Source organism: Nostoc sp. FACHB-133, from assembly GCF_014698055.1.
GTDB lineage: Bacteria > Cyanobacteriota > Cyanobacteriia > Cyanobacteriales > Nostocaceae > Nostoc.
Genome location: NZ_JACJSH010000007.1, coordinates 196,155 through 217,299 on the forward strand (window position 1 = coordinate 196,155; position 21,145 = coordinate 217,299).

At 40.3% G+C, this 21,145-nt stretch carries 15 protein-coding genes; 12 read left to right on the top strand and 3 right to left on the bottom strand.

The window, feature by feature from the left end; all coding sequences use genetic code 11:
- Nucleotides 1-62 precede the first annotated feature (62 nt).
- Complete coding sequence (locus tag H6G86_RS08570) at nucleotides 63-1,604, top strand: class I adenylate-forming enzyme family protein (RefSeq protein WP_190933950.1); 1,542 nt, start codon at nucleotides 63-65, stop codon at nucleotides 1,602-1,604.
- A 20-nt stretch (nucleotides 1,605-1,624) separates the two neighbouring features.
- On the opposite strand, the gene H6G86_RS39465 is transcribed toward H6G86_RS08570, so the two are convergent.
- Nucleotides 1,625-1,753 carry a hypothetical protein gene (locus H6G86_RS39465; protein WP_277883562.1) on the bottom strand — a complete coding sequence of 43 codons (129 nt, stop codon included), beginning with the start codon at nucleotides 1,751-1,753 and terminating at the stop codon, nucleotides 1,625-1,627.
- Between the two features lie 29 nt (nucleotides 1,754-1,782).
- On the opposite strand from H6G86_RS39465, the gene H6G86_RS08575 reads away from it, so the two are divergent.
- From H6G86_RS08575 to H6G86_RS08605, 7 genes are all read left to right on the top strand, one after another.
- Entirely contained in the window at nucleotides 1,783-2,832 is a 1,050-nt protein-coding gene (locus tag H6G86_RS08575) for a methyltransferase (RefSeq protein WP_190933951.1), read from the top strand.
- A 49-nt stretch (nucleotides 2,833-2,881) separates the two neighbouring features.
- Nucleotides 2,882-4,645: a thiamine pyrophosphate-dependent enzyme gene (locus tag H6G86_RS08580; RefSeq protein WP_190933952.1), complete on the top strand. Its 1,764-nt coding sequence runs from the start codon at nucleotides 2,882-2,884 to the stop codon at nucleotides 4,643-4,645.
- Nucleotides 4,642-5,781: a 3-oxoacyl-ACP synthase III family protein gene (locus tag H6G86_RS08585; protein ID WP_190933953.1), complete on the top strand. Its 1,140-nt coding sequence runs from the start codon at nucleotides 4,642-4,644 to the stop codon at nucleotides 5,779-5,781. The genes H6G86_RS08580 and H6G86_RS08585 overlap by 4 nt, the downstream gene beginning before the upstream one ends.
- A gap of 109 nt (nucleotides 5,782-5,890) precedes the next feature.
- Nucleotides 5,891-6,496 carry a hypothetical protein gene (locus H6G86_RS08590; protein ID WP_190933954.1) on the top strand — a complete coding sequence of 202 codons (606 nt, stop codon included), beginning with the start codon at nucleotides 5,891-5,893 and terminating at the stop codon, nucleotides 6,494-6,496.
- Nucleotides 6,497-6,566: 70 nt separating this feature from the next.
- Nucleotides 6,567-7,160 carry a hypothetical protein gene (locus H6G86_RS08595; RefSeq protein WP_190933955.1) on the top strand — a complete coding sequence of 198 codons (594 nt, stop codon included), beginning with the start codon at nucleotides 6,567-6,569 and terminating at the stop codon, nucleotides 7,158-7,160.
- A 286-nt stretch (nucleotides 7,161-7,446) separates the two neighbouring features.
- The gene (locus tag H6G86_RS08600; RefSeq protein WP_190933956.1) at nucleotides 7,447-9,177 is read left to right on the top strand and encodes an ABC transporter ATP-binding protein; all 1,731 of its coding nucleotides are present in this window, start codon (nucleotides 7,447-7,449) and stop codon (nucleotides 9,175-9,177) included.
- 92 nt (nucleotides 9,178-9,269) lie between these two features.
- The gene (locus H6G86_RS08605) at nucleotides 9,270-11,102 is read left to right on the top strand and encodes an ABC transporter ATP-binding protein (protein ID WP_190933957.1); all 1,833 of its coding nucleotides are present in this window, start codon (nucleotides 9,270-9,272) and stop codon (nucleotides 11,100-11,102) included.
- 107 nt (nucleotides 11,103-11,209) lie between these two features.
- Here H6G86_RS08605 and H6G86_RS08610 read toward each other — a convergent pair whose 3' ends face one another.
- Entirely contained in the window at nucleotides 11,210-11,908 is a 699-nt protein-coding gene (locus H6G86_RS08610; RefSeq protein ID WP_190933958.1) for a YdcF family protein, read from the bottom strand.
- Nucleotides 11,909-12,218: 310 nt separating this feature from the next.
- Between H6G86_RS08610 and ctpB the strand changes: the two genes are divergently transcribed.
- The 4 genes from ctpB (at nucleotide 12,219) to H6G86_RS08630 (ending at nucleotide 20,509) form a co-directional block, all read left to right on the top strand.
- The gene (gene ctpB / locus H6G86_RS08615) at nucleotides 12,219-13,559 is read left to right on the top strand and encodes a carboxyl-terminal processing protease CtpB (RefSeq protein ID WP_190933959.1); all 1,341 of its coding nucleotides are present in this window, start codon (nucleotides 12,219-12,221) and stop codon (nucleotides 13,557-13,559) included.
- 148 nt (nucleotides 13,560-13,707) lie between these two features.
- On the top strand, nucleotides 13,708-14,697 hold the full coding sequence (locus tag H6G86_RS08620) for a glycosyltransferase family 2 protein (protein ID WP_190933960.1): 990 nt from the start codon (nucleotides 13,708-13,710) through the stop codon (nucleotides 14,695-14,697).
- A 650-nt stretch (nucleotides 14,698-15,347) separates the two neighbouring features.
- Nucleotides 15,348-17,342, top strand: a complete 1,995-nt coding sequence (locus H6G86_RS08625; RefSeq protein ID WP_242064740.1) for a putative bifunctional diguanylate cyclase/phosphodiesterase — start codon at nucleotides 15,348-15,350, stop codon at nucleotides 17,340-17,342.
- Nucleotides 17,343-17,848: 506 nt separating this feature from the next.
- A complete protein-coding gene (locus H6G86_RS08630; RefSeq protein WP_242064741.1) occupies nucleotides 17,849-20,509 on the top strand; it encodes a CHAT domain-containing tetratricopeptide repeat protein in 2,661 nt (886 codons plus the stop codon).
- A gap of 129 nt (nucleotides 20,510-20,638) precedes the next feature.
- Here H6G86_RS08630 and H6G86_RS08635 read toward each other — a convergent pair whose 3' ends face one another.
- Nucleotides 20,639-21,136, bottom strand: coding sequence for an ureidoglycolate lyase (locus tag H6G86_RS08635; RefSeq protein WP_190933962.1), 498 nt, complete (start codon nucleotides 21,134-21,136; stop codon nucleotides 20,639-20,641).
- Nucleotides 21,137-21,145 lie beyond the last annotated feature (9 nt).

The window sequence follows — 21,145 nt, forward strand, 5'->3', positions numbered from 1 at the left end:
AAGGAAGAAAGTTTAAGAGAGATTTTGCATTTTCTGAGTATCAAATTCACCATTCCCTAGCTATGAATATCGCACATCATGTAGAGCGCGGTCATCGGCTATATCCCAACAAGACCGCCATAGTTTTCGAAGATAAGTCTTATACCTACAGGCAACTTGACCGTTTAGTGAATTGTACAGCCAATGCTTTGCGTGGATTGGGCATTGTAAAAGGCGATCGCGTGGCGTTGTATTTACCCAATATACCGGAGTTTGCGATCGCTTATTTGGGGATTTTGAAAATTGGTGCGATCGTAGTTTCACTAAATGTCATGCTGAAGTCTGCCGAGGTTAGTTACATTCTCAATGATTGCGCTGCTAAAGCTATTGTCACCACAGAATCAGGTCGTTTGCAATTAACAGAGGCTGATTTACCCCATTTACAACATATTCTCATTGCTGAAGGTGTAGTTAATAACGACATAGATTTTGCAGATTTGATTTCAAACGCTTCTCCCATCACCCGCGCTATGGAGATGGAATGGAACTCTCCAGCTAGTATTGTCTATACTTCTGGTACTACAGGCTTCCCCAAAGGTGCAACACTTTCCCACGGTAATATCATTTCTAATATCTCTGCACACAATCGTTGTTGCGAGATGAGTCGAACTGATAGATTGCTACTGTATGTACCACTGTTTCATTGCTTTGGTCAAAATGCGATTTTCAATGCTGGTCTAAATGTTTGTGCAACTATCATTTTGCAAAGGAGATTTGATTTAGATCAAGTCTTAGAAAGCATTGAAAAATATCAAGCCACTATGTTTTTTGGTGTACCGACTGTATTTATTCGATTACTGAATCAAGACACCTCTAAATATAACTTTGACAGCCTGCGTTATTACTTTAGCGCTGCCGCCCCAATGCCTGTAGAAATTGCCAAATCTTGGCAAGACAAGTATAAAAAGGTGATTCATGAAGGATATGGTTTAACCGAAGCTTCACCCTGCGCTAGCTATAACCACAATTTAAAATATAAGTTTGGTTCCATTGGTGTCCCAATTACAAATGTCAAAATGCGAATTGTGGATGCTAACGGTTTTCAAGTATCAGCAGGAGAATTGGGTGAAATAGTAATCAAAGGTTCCAATGTGATGCTTGGTTATTGGAATCGTCCTCAAGAAACTCAAAAAGTAATTAAAAATGGTTGGTTGCACAGTGGTGATATTGGTCGTATGGATGAAGAAGGCTTCTTCTACATCGCCGATCGATTAAAAGATATGATTAACGTCTGTGGATTCAAGGTATATCCAACAGAAGTAGAAAATGCCATTTATAAACATCAGGCTGTTGCTGAAGTTGCTATCTATGGACTTCCCGATCCCATAAAAGGCGAGATAGTCAAAGCCAACATTGTAGTTAAAAATGGTCACAAAATTACAGAAAAAGAAATTCTAGAATTTTGCTCTCAACAAATAGCAACTTACAAGATTCCCCAAACAATTAAATTTGTGAATTCACTGCCAAAAAATCCTACAGGCAAGGTGATAAAGCGATTTTTACGTGATGAAGAATTTACCAGTACATCCAATAAATTTCTAAGTTTTCCCACACAGTTAAGATAAATCTAGCAATTCTCAATTATTCATTGAAACCTCTCCTGATTCTTCTCTCTGCGTCGCGCCAGTTGCTGCAAGTCAGGAACCCGCTCAATGCACTGGGTTATCTGTGCAATTGCTACTTTACCTAAAACTCCAATTAACTCATCAAACATATCCAAAAATCATGAATACAACTACGTCTATGACAATTCAAAAACCCAAAACTGACGAACTACTATTATGGAATCTTATTTTTGCAGATACAGGTCGTCAAGTACTGCTAGTTGCTTATGATATTAAACTGTTCCCTCTCCTGTCTCAAAAACCACGTACTTTAGCAGAAATTTGTGATGAACTAAAAATTTTCCAACCTCCAGCCGAAGCTGTATTAGCAGTTCTTATATCTATCGAATTAGTAGAATTAGAAAATAGTTATTATTCACTTACTCCTCTTGCCAAAGACTATTTGGTCGAAAGTAGCCCCACATATTTCGGTGCTTTATTAGAAATGATGATCTTTGACGAACGCAAGCATATATCCTCATTTGATACTTTAAAAAAGTCTTTATTTACTAATAATATTCCTGGTAAAAAGGTGATGGAATCTTTGAGTAAAAATCATGATTTTATGCGTGCCATCACCTTTGGTAATAATGTTAAATTTATCCGTAGCTTTATCTCTAGTATGCATGGGCCAAGTATGGCGGCTGCATTAATTTGGCCAGAACTCATTGATTTATCTGAATATAAATTGTTTATTGATATTGGTGGAGGTTCGGCGGCTCATTCAATTGGTGCAACGTCAAAATGGCCGAATTTGCAAGCCGTTGTTCTCGAACTACCTACAGTATGCGAAATAGCTCAGGAATTTATCACGCATTATGGCTTGCAGAATCGGATTGTAACACAAGAATTTGATATGTGGAGTGATCCTTTTCCCGTAGGCGATCTTCATTTTTATAGTGCTGTTTATCATCATTGGCAACAAGATAAATGCCAAATTCTCACAAAAAAAAGCTTTAATAGCTTATTGAGTGGAGGGCGGATTATCCTCCATGAAATGCTATTTAACGAACAAAAAACAGGCCCTTTCCCAGTAGCAGTTAAAAACCTAAATATATCTTTAAAGCTGGGAGGTCAACAATATTCAGGTCAGGAATTATCAATGATGTTGGAACAAGCAGGTTTTATTGACATTGAAATTAAACCAGCTTCAAGTTACTGGAGCATCATTACTGGTCGTAAACCCTAATTCTTGCTCAAGAAAGACTACTTAACTTATACGCATCAAATTTACTTGTATGAACACAAAAACAGTTACAAATACATCTGGATCTTCCATTTTCTCACCACCTACAAACAGCAAACTGACCCAATTAACATCAACCGAACTCACCGTTGGAGAAACTGTAGTCAAGATGTTAGAAGATATGGGAGTCGAATCTGCATTCGGTGTTTCTGGTGGTGGAATTGGGCCACTGTGGGCATCCCTCAACCGCAGCAAAATTCAAGTTTTACACTTTCGCCACGAATCGGGAGCAGCCTTTGCAGCTTGTGAAGCCCACTTTGCTAGCGATCGCCCTGTGGTTGTGTTCGTCACCACTGGCCCCGGTATTACCAACGCCCTCACCGGATTGCTGGCTGCCAGAGGCGAAGGTGCAAAGGTAATTCTATTATCTGCAACCACCGCATCTGGAAATCGCGGACGCTGGGCTTGTCAAGAAACCAGCGCTCATACGTTGCCGATTTCAGGTATATTTACCCCAGGTGTATTATTCAATTACGCCACCATCGTCGAAACTGGTGAGGAAATCCCGGAAATTTCCCGCAGACTGGCGCAAGGATTATCCCAACCAGGCGGTTTTGTCGCCCATATCAGTATTCCTACCCCAATTCAAACCAAACCATGCACAGCGCGATCGCAATTCGGATTTACTCGTGGGGTGTCAGTTACCAGCGAAGAAGCGATCGCTGAATCGGTGCGGTTGCTTTCTCAAGAACCCTTTGCCATTTGGGTAGGTTTTGGTGCTAGGGAAGCCGCCGCCGAAGTTCGCCAATTAGCAGAATGCACCGGGGCTGCGGTGATGTGTTCGCCTCGCGCTAAGGGCATTTTTCCCGAAAATCATCCCCAGTTTATCGGCGTTACCGGATTCAGTGGTCATGCTTCTGTCCTCACATATATGCAGTCACAGCCACCCCATCGCATCCTAGTTTTAGGAACTCGTTTAGGTGAACCGACTTCTTTCTGGAATCCCTTGATGATTCCTACTGGTGGCTTCATCCATGTAGATATAGATCCAGAAGTACCGGGAGTAGCCTATCCATCTGTACCAACTTTCGCAATTCAATCGGAAGTAAAGCCTTACCTCAAATCTCTACTAGCATATTTTCCCCAACGTCGAGGGAATTCCCCAATATTGCCCAATCCAGAGTTACAACCGCCTTCTCCTCATATAGATGGTTTAGTCAGACCAGAAGTTTTGATGGATGCAATTCAAAAAATCATCGTTGAGGATAGCGATGCTGTGATCCTAGCTGAGGCTGGTAATTCCTTCGCTTGGGCGACTAACAGACTGCGCTTTACCCAACCAGGACGCTACCGCATTAGTACTGGCGTGGGAGCGATGGGTCATGCTGTGACTGGAGTCGTGGGGGCGACTTGGGGAAGAAATGGTAAAGCGATCGCCATTGTGGGAGATGGCGCGATGTTGATGAATAGCGAAGTTAGCACCGCCGTTAAATTCGACATTCCCGCCGTTTGGATTGTACTGAATGACGGACGCTACAATATGTGTGCCCAAGGCATGAATTTACAAGGATTTCAAGGCGTAGATACGGAAATACCGAGTACCAATTTTGTCAAACTTGCCCAATCAATGGGTGCAGACGGTATCCGCGTTTCCACAGAATTGGAATTGGAAACAGCGTTAACAAGAGCTTTGGCTGCTACTGTTCCCTTCGTTGTTGACATTAACTTAGACCCCAAACAACCTGCTCCCATTGGCGGTAGAATTCGCAGCCTCATTCAACAAGGAGCAATCGAATCTAAAGGAGAACAATCATGATTTTACAACCAGTTGGCATTCGAGCGATCGCCCTGAATTTTCCTCGCACCATCCGCACCAACGATTATTACAGAAATAATTTTCCCCAGATGGTGGCGGAAGCTGAACAAAAAACCTTGGCTAGGTTGTTTGTCACAGATAATTCTACAGATATCTGGTCACAGGAAGTAGCCCCTTATATGTCCGATCCCTTTCGCGGTACTGTTGAACGGCGAGTAGTCAGCCCAGATGAAACCTCTTTATCTCTAGAATATCAAGCAGCGATTAATGTTCTGCAAGCAGCAAAACTACAGCCCGAAGATATCGACTTGATGCTTGTAACTTCGTTGTTTCCCGAACAAGTCACACCAGGAAATGCAGCCTTTCTCGCCGGTAAATTAGGATTATCCAGCGCAGCCTGGAATATAGAATCAACCTGCACATCTGTATTAGTTTCCCTACAAACAGCCTGTTCTCTAGTCCGAACGGGAGAATATCGCAATGTATTAGTGGTTGTTTCCTCTACATATTCCCGTTATACCGATGAGAATGATACCCTCGCCTTCTTGTCAGGCGATGCAGCTGGAGCATTTATTGTGGGTGAACTCCAACCCAATCAAGGAATTTTGGGAACTAAAATTGCCAATACCGCCGCCACTTGTGGAGCCTTTTATAACGAATTCACCACCGATGAACAGGGGAACATCAGAATGTTCATTCGGGGAGGTAAGGGTGCAAGTAAGATGTTTAACGAGACAACCGTGAAATTTATTCGTCTATGTTGTCATGGAGCGATCGCAGCTGCTGATGTCAGCTTAGATCAAATTGACTTTTTTGCTTTCAACACACCCAGCGCTTGGTATTCGCAGGTTTGCACCCGTGCATTAGGGATTAATCCAGAACGGACTATTAACCTGAATCCTTTCTACGCCAATATCGGCCCTACCTTCCCCGTAGCCAATCTCTACCACGCCGCCCAAGCAGGTAAAATCCGTGAAAACGATTTAGTTCTTGTTTATACAATGGGTTCTTCATCCAATGCAGGTGCTAGCGTCATGCGTTGGGGCGATGTTGCTTTAGGAACTCCACCCGCTCCCCCCTTGAGCCTTTCCCTACACAATCAGAAAATTCTCATTTCTAGTGCTTTATCTCATTAATTTTGATTTCTCTTCTTTCCTTCTTCCTTAGCGCTCTTCTCTGACGAGACGCTGCGCGAATGCGTCCTTTGCGGTTCGTTCCCTTACCTATCAAATTTGCGAGGTTTTTATGAAATTCTGGAAAAAAATATCGATTGTATCTGTGATTGCGATCGCAGTCTTCCTATTCCAAGGAACAATCAGCACATCTACCGCTCAGGCTGCTACATACAAATTCACTTTCACTGGTGAAGAAGCCAACGGTTACTTTATTTATGATACTGCTGCCAAAGGTGAAACAAAATCGCCCTACATGACTCAATATTACGGTGGAGGGCGCGATTATAAAGTCGATTTAGGAGACAAAGGATTATTTCAAGGCACAGTTAGTAATGCCATTGTTTTTTTGCCCAGAGAAGAAGATAAAGTCTTAGCAAAAATTCGAGCGCAACACGATAAACAATATGGTAAAGATGACGAGCATAATGTTTTATTGCCTGCCGATCTCTTCCTTTTACAAGTACGTAACTTTGAACGACAGCCAAAGTCCAGTTATTCCCTAGTTAGCTATTTTAAGTATCCTCAAGAAACGTTCAATGGATCTACAAGACTACCAATAGAGGTTCCTCTAAAGGCTGAAATAGAAGTATTTTCCAAAGTAGATTTTCCCAAAACATTAGGTAAAGCTTTGGTTAAAGCACCCGTACAAACCAAGATAGAAAAGATATCTGATTAAGATGTAGAGACGTTGTATGGCAACGTCTTTACAAGCCGATAACTATTACTTGTAAAAAAGAGGAAAAATAATGAACTTTTGGAAGAAACTAATAATTACATCCATCTTAACTTTCGCAGTTTTTTTCACTCAGGGAATAATTGATCATCTCCCAGCCCATGCAGCCCTACATAAATTTAGTTTTAATGGCGAGCAAGCCGACGGCTACTTTATCTTTGATGACTCAATTCGAGGAGGCGCACCAATTCGTCCAGATATGTTGAGCGAGTACGACGGTTCTGTCGTCGAATATGCGGTAAATATTGGCGATGAAATATCAGAACAAGGTTCTCAAAGTCCTGAAAGAGCAACCCATGATGAAGCTCGAACTATTGTAACTTTACTCCGTCCTGAATTAGTCAAAGCTTCTCCCAATCTTCCGAAAGATTCTCCACAAGATGATGAGTTTATCCTTTTTGTACCCAAAGTTGCTCGTCAATCAAAGTATGCGCTATCAATTCGTTTTCGCTATCCTGCAAACACCTTTCAAAATTCTGTAGCTCAACCAAAAAATGTTCCTAATCAGGCATTAATGTCTGTTCACCCATACTGGAATTTTCCTATAACTATGGGGAAAGTCAAATTTGAACAACCTGTTAATACCTCAATTGAAAATATTTTTTAATTGCCAAAAAATCAATATGATGGTGTTGGTGCAAGCAATTAGTAATTTTGCAACTCTCAACTTAGGTGTTTTTTCTCGGCAGAAAATGTTAATATACAACGCAGCTTAGATTTTTATACTTCTATTTACAGACAAGAAATTGGTATAATTAGCCGTTTAATTGCTCAATCTGCCCCGATTGTAGATATTATGCTGCCTACAAAAGCACGACGAGATGCGATCGCACGATTAGCAATTACCAGCAACAGATTAGCTCACTCACTACATTAAATACGTAAAATTATATATGAAGCAAAAACCAGATGTGCCTATTGAGGCACTAAAGCGAATTTTGAAAATGTTGCTAAAATACCCAGTAATGGTATTAGCTGCGATCGCTAGTTTATTAATGACGATAGTTGCTAATATCGCTGCACCTCAAATTATTCGCTGGGGAATTGATGCTGGTATTGCCAAAAATAACTTACAAGTGATTTTGACTTGTGGGGGATTGATGGTTTTGGTGGCTTTGATTCGGGGATTGTTTAATTTTGGACAAAGTTTTTTTTCAGAGATAGTATCTCAAAGTATCGCTTATGACATCAGGAATAAATTTTTTAGTCAAACCCAGCATTTAGATTTAAGCTACTACGATCGCACGCCCAGATCACAACTACTCACACGTATTAATAATGACATCGAACAAATTCGTGTTTTTATTGGTGCAACCTTGCTGCAAATTTTCGGTGCTGCGATCGTATTATTCAGTAGTGCGACAATTTTGCTACTCATGAATTGGAAGTTGGCACTTATAGCATTAGCAATTATCCCGACTTCCTTCATGTTATTAGGCGGATTTTTTCAAAAAAATACTTCCTTGTTTACTCAAGCACAGAGGCAGCTAGATTATTTAAACTCAATTTTAAAAGAAAATTTACTCGGTGTGCGTGCAGTCAAAGCTTTTGTGCGTCAAGAAACAGAAATAAAACGCTATGCCGTTGCTAATGAAGATTTTCGCTCAACAAGTATCAAAACAATTTATGCACTGCGAGATACATTTCCAATAATTTTTTTAGCGAGCAATTTACTTGCAGTTGCTATTTTTGGATACGGGGGTTTAGAGGTAATTAGCCACAGCTTTTCTATTGGGGAGCTGGTTGCTTTTAACTCCTATTTGGTATTTATCATCCAACCAATTTTTCAAACGACTTTTGCATTTCAATCTGTTGCTCAAGCATCAGCATCAGCCACTAGAGTTTATCAGGTGATAGATGCAGAAATTGCCATTAAGGAATCTCCCAATGCAGTCTTTTTGCAAAAATGCGAAGGAAAAATTTCTTTTGAAAATGTTGATTTTCGTTACCCAGAAGTAAATGAGAATACCTTAAATAGTATTTCATTTGAAATCCAACCAGGACAAACAGTGGCAATTTTAGGTACGACGGGAGCAGGTAAAAGTACACTTGCTAAATTGATTCCACGTTTTTATGATGCAACAAGTGGAATAGTAAAGGTTGATGGTTATGATGTCCGCTCTTTAAATTTAGTCAGTTTACGTTCTCACATTGGTTTGATTTCTCAAGAAGCAAGTTTATTTTCTGGAACCATCCGTGAAAATATCGCTTATGGAATACCAGATGCACCTCTTTCAAAGGTAATTGAAGCAGCTAAGTTTGCTCAAATTCACGATTTTATTATTAGCCTCCCTGATGGTTACGATACTGTTATCGGCGAACGAGGAATTGGTTTATCGGGAGGGCAGAAGCAAAGAATTACTATTGCTCGGATATTGCTAAATGATTATAAAATTCTGATTGTAGATGATAGTCTTTCTGCTGTTGATGCCAAGACAGGAGCATTAATTCAAGAAGCCTTCAAAGTTCTGATGGAACAGCGTCAATTTACTATAATTTTTCTCACTCAACGGATTAATAATATGGTAAATAATGCTGACCAAATTTTCATAATTGATCGAGGTAAATTAGTTAAAACATCTTCCGGTACAGAGCTAATTGAAAATGCCATCTTAAAAAACTAGTTATTTATAGAAATGCTAATTTTTGGCTCTCTAGAAAATTATTTATATCTCAAATCGACCTTGCTAGACTCTCTAAGATAAAATTGCCATCCATGAACAGAAAAATTAATATTTTTGAATCGGTATCACAAGTAAATGCACCAGTACCTGTTATCCGCCGCTTCAGTCAATATTTTCGTCCATATATCAAAGAAATTCCCATCATCCTGGGAATAATTATTATTAGCTCTATTACCCAAACAATAGCACCTTTGCTTACTGGTTGGTCGGTAGATAACTTGATACTTAAAGGCAATTGGTTAGGACTGTTATGGATGCTAGTTGTATTAACAATAGTATACCTTACGGGGTTTTTATCTAATCGGACTTTGATTGTTAAAGTTGGTGTAATTATGCAGCATTTACTTGCACAATTGCGCCAAGATATCATGAACAAATTACAAACATTACCCCTTAGCTTTTATGATAAAAGTAAAGTGGGTGATTTAATGAGTCGCCTGCTGAGTGATGTTAATACTTTAAATCAAGTATTCAGCCCTATGCTACCGCAAGTTATTGGAAGCTTTTTTGGCTTATTAGCAAGTGCAATATTTATGCTTTCCATAAACTTGCAATTGGGTTTAATTACTAACCTGATTGTGCCAATTATGTTATTAACAACGACGTTTTTTGCCAGATTAGCGAGGGCAAGGTTTCGCATTACTAGACAAACAATTTCTCAACTTTCAATTAAACTAGAAGAAAATATTAGCAATATTCAAGAAGTTCAAGCATTTAACCGGGCAGAAATCAACATTCAAGAGTTTAAAAAACTTAACGCAGATAACCGAAATGCTAATATCCAAGCAACAGCAATTACTGCTGCTTTCCTACCAACAATAGACTTATTTAATACACTTACTTGGGGGATTGTATTAGCTTATGGTGGCTTTCTCGTTTATAAAAATATCATGACTGTGGGAGCTGTTACCGCATTTTTGTTTTACGTCCAGCAATTTTTTCAACCCATCCAACTTATCACTAACTTCTATACTCAAGCACAATCTGGATTAGCCGGATTAGAAAGAATTTTTCTACTTTTGGATGAGCCAGTCGAACTTGAAGATACCACAGATGCGATCGCCTCCGGCGGGCGGAATGCCATCACAATGCCACCAATTCAGGGTAAAGTTCAATTTGAATCTGTCAATTTTGAGTATAAACCTGGTCAAAAAGTTTTAGAAAATGTAACTTTTGACGCTGAACCAGGACAAGCGATCGCATTAGTCGGAGCTACTGGTGCAGGGAAAACTACTATAATTAGCCTACTCTCACGCTTCTATTATGTGTCAAGCGGTGCTATAAAAATTGACGATATAGATATCCGAAAAGTTACACAAGCAAGCCTACGTCGTCAAATTGGTGTTGTCTCGCAAGATACCATGATTTTTAGCTGTAGCGTTGCCGAAAATATTGCCTTTGGCAATCCCCAAGCAACAACGGCAGAAATTGAAGCGGCTGCAAAGATTGCAAATATTCATGACTTTATCTTGACCTTACCCCAAGGCTATGAAACGCAATTAGGAGAACGGGGGATAAATCTCAGCAAAGGACAACAACAGTTAATCAGCATCGCCCGCGCAGTTTTGGTAAACCCGCGCATCTTGATTTTGGACGAAGCAACTAGTAACATTGATAGCCAAACAGAGAACTTAGTTCAACAAGCGATCGCTAATTTACTTCAAGGTCGCACTAGCTTTATCATCGCTCATCGTCTGGCTACAGTCACTAACGCAGACAAGGTATTAGTCATCGAGCAAGGACAAATCATCGAACAAGGTACACATACACAATTGATGGAGCAAAGGGGAGTATATGCAAACCTTTATTCTCTACAACTAGTAAATAATATCAAAACTAGCTTGAAAATAGGTTCTAGAAACTAGAATAGAGGGTTATTAAGCTGCGTAGCAGCTTAATACCATTCCACGAAATGTTCTGATACAAATAATTTGTCTCTAATTCTTTCCCCCTTCCCCCTTCCCCCTTCCCCTCATCTCCCCAACCCCCCCTGGTGTTCACAATGAAAACCTTTATGCTCCCAAGCCTGCATATCTACTTCGGCAAGCTTTGTCACATTTGAGCATTGCGGTTGAATAATTTGACTTAAAATTGCCCACAATAGGCTACGCGTTAAATCTAATCCAGTTTTGCCCCAAGATTCACTATTGCCAGGAATACCCGACTCCTCAACAATTTCAGGCTCTACCCAAATACCATGAGCGCCCAAGAGAATCTGTGCCATCCATTTAGCTCTGGGTAAGTGACTTGGCGAAGTAATCAACATGACTTTATGCACTCCCCAACGCCGGAGAATTGGAATACCATAATAAAAATTTTCAAAGGTAGAATTCGCACACTTTTCTAACCAAACATTTTGTAACTCTACTAATTGCGGCTGAAAAATTAACCATATACAGGGGTCTGGGGAACCATGAGAAATTAAAATTGGGGTTTGCGGGTATTGTTTTGCTAGTTGGGCCACATAAGTTTCTCGACGAATACTGCCACCAAGCACTAAGAAGGCATCTACTGGCTGTGAAGAAGCAAAAACTAAGGTTATAGTAGTAAAAATCAGCCAAGTGCCTAAGACAAAGTACAATACACCAGTTAGTTTTTGTAACAATTGCCACAGATTAAAAAAATTTTTTTTAATAGAAATTAACGATTTGATGGTAAATTTACGTTTCATGACTTCGGTAAGAAAACCTGATTTAATAGCTGTCTAACAAGGCTGCAATTAAGCGATCAAAGTGCTATCTTATAAAAGTAATGAATCAGTACAAACATGACGCTAATCAAAGTGTCACATCATCAGTATAGCCTTCCGGAGACGGCTAACAAACTGAGAAAGGGTTGTTAATAATGCAGTATTTTCGGCATCATTACAACGATAAAAATGATGAAGAAAGCATAGCTTAGTTTGGGGTATAAAAACTTAAAAATTTCTGGAAAGCCTGATTGCTAAACTGTCAACAACACAATTATTCCAGTTAATATACATGAACCAATCTGCGAAAAGTTACTCACCGCTCCAAGTAGCCTTGATTGGTGGAGCGATCGCTACGACTGCTACGATGTCTGTATTCGGCTCCGCTTGGACTCGTGGTGTCCGTGCCGCCTTAGCTCTACAAGACAGCCCGAAAATGATAGTTGACCAAGTTTGGCAACTGGTAAATCATGAATATGTTGATGGTAAATTTAATCAACAAGACTGGCAAGCAACTAGACAAACCCTGTTGAGCAAAGACTATTCTTCCCGGGAAGAAGCTTATGCTGCCATCCGCGAAGCTTTACAAAAGTTGGGAGATCCTTACACTCGATTCATGGACCCCAAACAGTTTGAAGCCCTAACTAGCCAAACATCTGGGGAAGTCTCTGGTATTGGCGTTCGGATGGAAGTAAACGAAAAAACTCAGCGCCTCACTGTCGTCGAAGCCATAGAAAATTCTCCAGCACTGAAAGCTGGGATCAAAGGAGGCGATGAAATTTTGGCAATTGACGGCAAATCCACTCTCAAAATGAAAGTGGATGACGCTTCCAAGTTAATTCGTGGCAAAGCAGGTACTCCCATCAAACTACGGCTGGGACGAGCAGGGCAAAATGCCTTTGAGTTGAAACTGACAAGAGCAAGTATTGAAGTACCAACAGTACGTTATACCCTCAGACAAGAAGGAAATCGCCGCGTTGGTTATATCCGGTTGCGGGAATTTAGCGCCCACGCCGCAGAGCAAATGCAACGAGCCATCCGCGATTTGAACACTAAGAAAGTTGATTCTTATGTCTTAGATTTGCGGGGAAATCCTGGCGGGTTGTTACAAGCGAGCATTGAAATTGCTCGGATGTGGTACAATGACGGCGGAATTGTCAAAACAGTAGACCGTGTGGGCGGCACTGAAGAAACTAAAGCTAATCGCACTGCTTTAACAAATCGTCCCTTGGCAGTATTAGTGGATGGTAATTCAGCTAGTGCTAGTGAAATTCTCACAGGGGCACTCAAGGATAATAAGCGGGCAGTAGTCGTAGGTGGTCAAACCTTTGGTAAGGCCCTAGTGCAGTCAGTTCATGAACTTGCAGATGGTTCCGGCTTGGCTGTCACCATTGCCCATTACTACACTCCGGCGGGAACAGATATTAACCATAAAGGGATTGCCCCAGATGTCAAGCTAGACTTGACAGAGGCACAAGAGCGGCAGTTAGCTTCTAATCCAGATTTAATCGGAACTAAGAGCGATCCGCAATATGCCAGAGCGATCGCCATTTTATCAAATAACAACTTCGCCCAGCCGCCAGCAAATCAGCCTACTCGACCCATGAGCCGCGCCGATAACCTGAAATTTTAGATTGATGCAAATGATTTCTTCGCAGGTGTTTATATAGTAGTATTCCCAAATCCAGATTTTTGGAGTTACGAAAACTGCTTAACATACCGTTCTAGGATTTTGGTTTGGGAATACTAGTTAGTAATCCCATCTCTCAAATCTCAGATTTATGAATCATCAGCCAGTTGATGCAACCACCGCCACCACCCCTTTACCAATGGTGTCGGTGGTTGTTCCTATTTATAACGGTGAGGCGGATTTACCAGAGTTAATCAATTGTCTCTTGTCTCAAACTTACCCAAAAGACCGAGTAGAGTACTTATTGGTAGACAATAACAGTAGCGATCGCACTCTCAACATCCTCAAAACATCTGCCGAAAACTGCCCAATTACAATTCGCCCCTTGAGCGAAAACCAAATTCAAAGCTCTTATGCTGCTCGTAATACTGGGATTCGCGCTGCTGTGAGCGAAATTATAGTTTTTACCGATGCAGATTGTCGCCCACAACCTCAATGGTTAGACGCATTAATTCAGCCTTTTGTCAACAAAGAAGTGGTAATTGTCGCTGGTGAAATTTTGCCGCTACCAGGTAAAACTCTACTAGAACAACACGCAGACCGTGAAGAAACTTTGTCGCAAAAGCATACCCTTAACCATGCCTTTCGTCCTTATGGACAAACCGCTAATTTGGCGATACGACGCATTGCCTTAGAAAAAGCGGGTTTATTTCGTCCCTATCTTACCACTGGTGGCGATGCCGATATTTGCTGGCGGATTTTGGGGGAAAACATCGGACGTTTGGAATTTGCCCCAAATGCGATCGTTCAGCACCGCCACCGCGCCACACTTAAAGAACTGCAAAGTCAATGGCGGCGCTATGGACGCTCAAATCGCTATCTGCACGAACTACACGGCGTAGATTTGATGCGAGAAATTACACTTAAAGAATGTGGCTATCGTTTGGCACGTTGGTTATTGAAGGAAGTACCACGGGATATTAAAAAGGCGTTGGCGCAGCCCGCCGCAGGCATTGCGGGTCAAGCCACACTTGTAGATTTATTAAATACTCCCATTGGTTTGTTCACAGCGAGGGCGCGTACTGCTGGGCAACGAGAGTCCAAATTACCTGAAAATGCCAAGATAATTGATCGGCTATAAAAATACTAAGGAGTTTGCCAGGATAACTGCAATTTTTTCCATATCACCATCTCTATAGAAATTCGCTTTGATTTTTGTTCGCACAGGGTGGTCTAACTTTCTTTTGTCACTCCGGGAAGAGTAAAATCAGAAAGAAGGCTCATTGATTTGTACCTAACTTCGCAAAAATCAATATAGTATGAGATTACTGGCGAATTTAGAGTGAGTCTAAACCATCAGATCCAATCCATCTTAATTTATTTCATTTCTGTGTATTTCAACCCACTTGAGCTACCAACCCGCAATTGATTGCAGGGCAGGAAAATAAATATTGCAAAATCAAGGCGTTGTTGATGGGATGTTTCACTGATAAACAAATGCTTCTCTCAGCCCAATAGTATTGGTTGAACCCTAGAAATTTATTAAGTTATCGAACTACCGAATCTATCTTAAGAAGTATATTAAAAAATACGGAAAGCAAATATGCTATTGTAGATAGACTTTTACCTTTAATAAATTGTATTTAAAAGCATGTTTAAAAAGTTTCAAAAAATATAACTTTGTCGTTCTGATTTGGCTTGGCTGCGAAGAAAAATCAAGATTTTATCCACAACTGAGACACCTTTCTGTGATAACTGTGGCAGTAAAAGACCTTTTTAAAACATCCTCTAATGAGCAATATGAACGTGGATGTATTTAGCCAACAGATAGAGAAATTGCACTCACAGATACAGGAACTATTGCAATACAATACAACTAAGCTAAACTTAAAACAGCAGATTATAACAGAGGCTTTCGAGGAACTTAACACCGCAATAGAAGACTTATTGACAGCTTCAGAAGAATTAAAGGTAACACGAACGGAAGTAGAGAAAGAACGTCAGCTTTACCAAGATTTGTTTGAGTTCGCCCCAGATGGTTACTTGGTAACTAATATGGTAGGCACAATTGAAGAGGCTAACCATGCAGCAGCAACCTTATTGAGTGTCCAGAAAAAGTATTTAGTAGGTAAACCATTAATTCTATTTATTGCTCAACAAGACCGTCAGTCCTTTCGCTCTCAGATGAACAATTTTCAAGAGCGACTGGATTGGGAACTTAACCTAAAACCACGGGGTGGAAAGCCTTTCCCCGCCATGATTAAAGTATCTGCGGTGTACAAATTACAAGGGAAGCAGGTTGGCTGGCGTTGGCTGCTGTGCAACATCAGTGAACGCAAAAAAACTGAAGAGATGTTGCACCGAGCTTACGATGAGTTAGAAATACGGGTGGTAGAACGGACAGCAGAACTGGTAAAAGCAAATGAAAAATTGCTAAATGAAATTAAAGAGCGGAAACGAGCTGAGTCACAATTACTCCACCTTGCGTTTCACGATACACTGACGGGTCTGGCAAACCGCGCTGCATTTATGAACCGCCTAAGCCATGCGATAAATTATTCAAAACGGCATTCAGATTATTTATTTGCTGTGCTATTTATCGACCTAGATCGATTTAAGGTGATCAATGACAGCCTTGGACATCTAAATGGAGATCAATTACTGCTTGCTACTGCAAGTAGGCTACAAATATGTGTACGCTCTATAGATACAGCTGCACGGCTTGGGGGAGACGAATTTACAATTCTGCTTGAGGGAATCCAAGATGTTTCAGATGTCATCACGGTAGCTGAACGGATTCAACAAGAATTGGCATCACCCTTTGAGCTTGAAGGACAAGAAGTGTTCATAACAGCAAGTATTGGTATTGCCTTGAGTTCAACAGTAAGCTATGAACATCCAGAAGAAGTATTGAGAGATGCAGATACAGCAATGTACCAAGCTAAGATGCAAGGTAGAGCGCGTTATAAACTCTTCAACTCAGATATGTATGCTAATGCTCTGGCGAAATTGCAGTTAGAAACTGATTTACGCCGAGCAATAGAACGCTTAGAGTTTCGAGTTTATTATCAACCGATTGTTTCGCTCACCAATGGCTCTATTTTGGGTTTTGAGGCTCTGTTGCGCTGGCAGCATCCAGAGCGTGGTTTGCTTAATCCAGCAGATTTTATTTCCCTGGCAGAAGAAACTGGACTAATTTTCTACATTGGCAAATGGGTGTTGCATGAAGCCTGCCGCCAAATGCAAGCTTGGCGGATGTGCCATGATTCCAACTTGCTAGAAAAAATAAGTGTCAATCTCTCACTCAAAGAATTTTCCCAGCCAGATTTGATTGAGCAGATTGGGCAAATTTTACACTCAACTGGTCTTGATGCTGACACGCTAACACTAGAAATTACTGAAAACGTAATTGTGGCGAATGACGACAAGGTAACTGCTACATTTTTGCAACTTCGAGAGATGGGTATTCAGTTATCAATTGATGACTTTGGTACAGGGTATTTCTCATTAAGTCGTCTTTATAACTTTCCAATTAGTGTGTTGAAGATTGACCGTTCTTTCATCAGCTTGATGAGCGCAAATAAAAAGAATTTAGAAATTATTGAAATAATTGTCACATTAGCGCATAAGTTGGGCGTGGATGTTCTAGCCGAAGGAGTAGAGACAAAAGAGCAACTAGCATTTTTAAGAAAGTTGAAATGTGAATATGGTCAGGGACATTTTTTCTCAGTTCCATTAAATAGTTCATCAGCAGAGGCATTAATAATGGCAAATCCTCACTGGTAAAGGTTATTAAAGAACATAAAATTGATTGGCTTTTTGGGTGAATTATTCTACACTCCAAAAAATAGCTTACAGATGAATTAAATTAAGTTTGAATAATAATTTACTAAGAATAGTAGATTAGCTTGAGCAATAGTAAAATCTGTAAAAGCCTTGATAATATTGGGTTTATTCGTACTATAGGTTTATTTTTAGCCTTAACTGACCGTGAATAACACAGTCTAAATCTTCTTGCTGTTTTAGATAAATTGCAGAAAACTGCACACTTTTAAAAAATTCAGTTTTTTCTACTAATTTCTGGTAATTTAAACAATAAAAGCTAAATAAACATTTTATCTATGTGGAAAAATATGAAAGCTAAAAGTAAATATCTTAAAATATTATTCTCTGCGCGTTGGTGGATGCAGATGTTGCTGAAGGTTGGAAACCTCTGCAAGAGGCTAATTTATTTCTCTACTCAGCGGCACCAAAAACTAAATCGGCATCATAGATTTATTCAAGTATTATTTTTGACAACTTTACTAACATATCTTTTGTTTGGACAAGTCGTATCTGCACAAACTCCAAATGTGACTGTATTAGTTGAAGAGGGAATTAAAGACTATGATACCGGAAATTTTCACAATGCGGTAAAACACTGGGAAGATGCATTAAATCAGTATAAAAATAATCCAGCAGCTACGGCAGTTATAAATGAAAATTTGGCGCGTGCTTACCAACAAATAGGAGAAAATAAAGCAGCGATCGCATCCTTATCAGCAGCAATTCGTGACTATGGTGCTGTAGCAAATATCCAGCAAGTGGGACGCATGAAGTCAGAACTAGCCCAAGTTTACAGCAATTTGGGACAACCCCGCAAAGCGATCGCACTTTTATGTGGTCAACTAGCCGATAAAAGTCAAAAAATAGAATGCACTCTAGATAGTGCTACACAAATCGCCACCAAATACAACGACAAAATCGGTCAAGTTGCAGCATTGGGCCTTCTCGGTGAAGCATATCGCTTAATCGGCAATTATGACCAAGCAATTAAATATTTGCACGTAGCACAACAAGTTTATCCAGCTTATGACTTTTTGGTGTTAAATAGTTTGGGTAATGCTTACAAAAGTCGCGCTCAATTGCGAGAGTTACAAGCAGATTCTGCAAATAAAGCTGGTATTTATAGTAAAGAAAATGAATTTACTCAACAGTCTATAGAAGACTATAACCAAGCTCATCAATATTTTCAGAAAAGTGCAAAACTTGCCAGCGACCAAAAACAAACTTTAGCAGAGATGCGAGGATTGTTAAATTTAATTCAGTTGGGTTCCCAGACCAATAAGAACAAAGTTATTAACGATCAGGAGTTTAACCAAACCGTTAACGATGCTTTGAAGGTTCTTGAACTCTTACCCGATTCAGCGACAAAAGTCTATGGGGCAATTGATTTAGCATACTTGCAATCAGATGCTAAAGGAACTTCACCTTTTACTTACTGTCCAAATAAATTTATTTTACCCAATGCAGATGTATTAAGCTTGCTACAAAAGTCAGTAGCAGCAAGTCAAAAATTACAAGATAATCGTCTACTTTCTTATTCTAACGGCGCTTTGGGTCATTTCTGGGAGTGCCAACCAAAGCAAGAACCAGAAGCATTAAAATATACTCAAACTGCAATAGTAGCAGCAGATAATAAGTTGAGTGCCAAAGATAGCTTGTATTTGTGGGAGTGGCAAGCGGGACGAATTTTAGATCGACAAAATCGAAAAGAAGAAGCGATCGCATCCTATCAACGAGCATTTGATACTCTCGAAGATATCCGCAGCGATATTTTAACCGCTGAACGAGATGTGCAGTTTGACTTCCGCGATGTTGTGCGACCATTGTACCGTACCTTGGCACAGTCACGGCTCGATTTGCTAGGAGTTGGTGCGATGTCTACGACGGGCTACGCCTACGCCGATGAACGACGTGCTAAGGAATTATCAGAAGTAGTTAAAACCATCGATGCTTTGAAACTAGCAGAATTACAGAATTATTTTGGTAATGATTGTATTTTAAGTGCCTTGAATCCCAAACAGGTGGGAGAACTCCTCAAGGATAATAGTGTAGCCTTTAAGAATACTGGGTTTTTGAGTTCCATAATTTTAGAAGGCAAAACTGGGATGTTATTGCAATTACCCAATCAGTCCACTAAATTTAAGTGGATTGAAGACCCCAATCAACAAGGTAAAATAGTTAGCAGCAACATCCTACAGCAAAAAATTGCCGAGTTTCGCACAGGATTAGTTAAAGGACAAGAAGAATTTAACTACGATACAACAACTGCGGCACAGCTTTATGATTGGATAATTCGCCCCTTTGCTGAGGATATCAAGCCGGAGAAAGTCAAAACCTTGGTGTTTATTCAGGATGGATTTTTGCGTAGCGTTCCAATGGCAGCACTTTACGACAGCCAACAACAGAAATATTTAGTCGAAACTTATGCAATTGCCACAACCCCCAGTTTACGACTTACCACACCCAAAGCCCGCGATCGTAGTACACAAAAAGCATTAATTTTGGGTTTAACTGAAAAAGCCACAATTGACGGGAAGACTTTTGATCAACTTCTTGCTGTTCCCAATGAAGTTAGCGCAGTTAAAAGTATATTTCCTAATCATACCGCCCTCATTGATGAAAACTTTTCCCCTGAAAATTTTGACAAAACACTTGATAAAACCACATATCCTATTGTCCACATAGCTAGCCACGCCCAATTTGGGATCATTCCTGAAGACACCTTCATTGTCACAGGCAAAAACCAAAAACTTACCATCAGCCAATTAGAAAACTCACTGCGAAACCTCACCAGCAAATCGGATAGCGTCGAATTACTCACATTGACTGCATGTGAAACCGCAGTTGGCGACGATCGGGCCACATTAGGATTAGCTGGAGTTGCATTGCAAGTTGGGGTTAAAAGTGCGATCGCATCTTTGTGGAGTGTCAGCGATCAATCAACATCCGAACTAGTCAAAACATTTTATAGCAACTATCGCAACGCTGGCATGAGTATTGCAGAAGCATTGCAACAAGCTCAAATTAGAATGATTCATGCTAAGAAATTATCATCTGAGGGGATGAATCCCAGCTATGACAATCCTGCGTATTGGGCACCAATGATTGCGATCGGTAATTGGCTTTGAAAGCCAAAATCACCAACTCCTTTGAGGATAAAGTTGGCGAATAAAGGATGCACTGCAACGATTCTAGATTTATTGCCGAATACTTGGAAAGTGAAACAAGAAGCGATCGCAAGTTTAGGAGAACCACATTTATGAAACAATCTCAAACTCTAACTGATGACTCTTAAAAAAATCATGAGTGAAATGATCCACCACATTTGTATCAGCTAATTCCAAATTATAAAAATCCACAGCTTCATGGTCAAAATGGGGGCCAGCGTGCCAAGTACCCTCATGTAGCTTGATAAAACAATTCCCCGGAATGCGAAAAGCAGCAATCTCTTCTAATACTGGTTCATTCAAATCATTATGAGGAGGACAAACAGCAATTAACCAATCCTTCCCTTCCAAAGAACCCAGACATTGAGTGCATTGTACATGGCGAGTAATTTTGTGAAACTTTCGCCCTCTCTTCTCCAACCGCATGATATAAAATCGTGGAATCCCATTTTGCAGGTTTAACTGGGCATCTTCCACATCGTAACCTTTGCCATCAAGACTAGGAAAAATTACTTGTCCATAACGCCGAAAGTTTTCAGAACTTACCCATTGCGCTTGCAATTGTTGCACTGTCTTTGATGTGCCCATATCAAATTT

What these genes read in the sequence shown, in the direction of transcription:
- H6G86_RS39465 (WP_277883562.1), bottom strand. Translation starts at nt 1,753, where the DNA reads ATGTTTGATGAGTTAATTGGAGTTTTAGGTAAAGTAGCAATTGCACAG.
- H6G86_RS08600 (WP_190933956.1), top strand. Translation starts at nt 7,447, where the DNA reads ATGAAGCAAAAACCAGATGTGCCTATTGAGGCACTAAAGCGAATTTTG.
- H6G86_RS08575 (WP_190933951.1), top strand. Translation starts at nt 1,783, where the DNA reads ATGACAATTCAAAAACCCAAAACTGACGAACTACTATTATGGAATCTT.
- H6G86_RS08610 (WP_190933958.1), bottom strand. Translation starts at nt 11,908, where the DNA reads ATGAAACGTAAATTTACCATCAAATCGTTAATTTCTATTAAAAAAAAT.
- H6G86_RS08590 (WP_190933954.1), top strand. Translation starts at nt 5,891, where the DNA reads ATGAAATTCTGGAAAAAAATATCGATTGTATCTGTGATTGCGATCGCA.
- H6G86_RS08595 (WP_190933955.1), top strand. Translation starts at nt 6,567, where the DNA reads ATGAACTTTTGGAAGAAACTAATAATTACATCCATCTTAACTTTCGCA.
- H6G86_RS08620 (WP_190933960.1), top strand. Translation starts at nt 13,708, where the DNA reads ATGAATCATCAGCCAGTTGATGCAACCACCGCCACCACCCCTTTACCA.
- H6G86_RS08585 (WP_190933953.1), top strand. Translation starts at nt 4,642, where the DNA reads ATGATTTTACAACCAGTTGGCATTCGAGCGATCGCCCTGAATTTTCCT.
- H6G86_RS08625 (WP_242064740.1), top strand. Translation starts at nt 15,348, where the DNA reads ATGAGCAATATGAACGTGGATGTATTTAGCCAACAGATAGAGAAATTG.
- H6G86_RS08605 (WP_190933957.1), top strand. Translation starts at nt 9,270, where the DNA reads ATGAACAGAAAAATTAATATTTTTGAATCGGTATCACAAGTAAATGCA.
- H6G86_RS08570 (WP_190933950.1), top strand. Translation starts at nt 63, where the DNA reads ATGAATATCGCACATCATGTAGAGCGCGGTCATCGGCTATATCCCAAC.
- H6G86_RS08635 (WP_190933962.1), bottom strand. Translation starts at nt 21,136, where the DNA reads ATGGGCACATCAAAGACAGTGCAACAATTGCAAGCGCAATGGGTAAGT.
- H6G86_RS08580 (WP_190933952.1), top strand. Translation starts at nt 2,882, where the DNA reads ATGAACACAAAAACAGTTACAAATACATCTGGATCTTCCATTTTCTCA.
- ctpB (WP_190933959.1), top strand. Translation starts at nt 12,219, where the DNA reads ATGAACCAATCTGCGAAAAGTTACTCACCGCTCCAAGTAGCCTTGATT.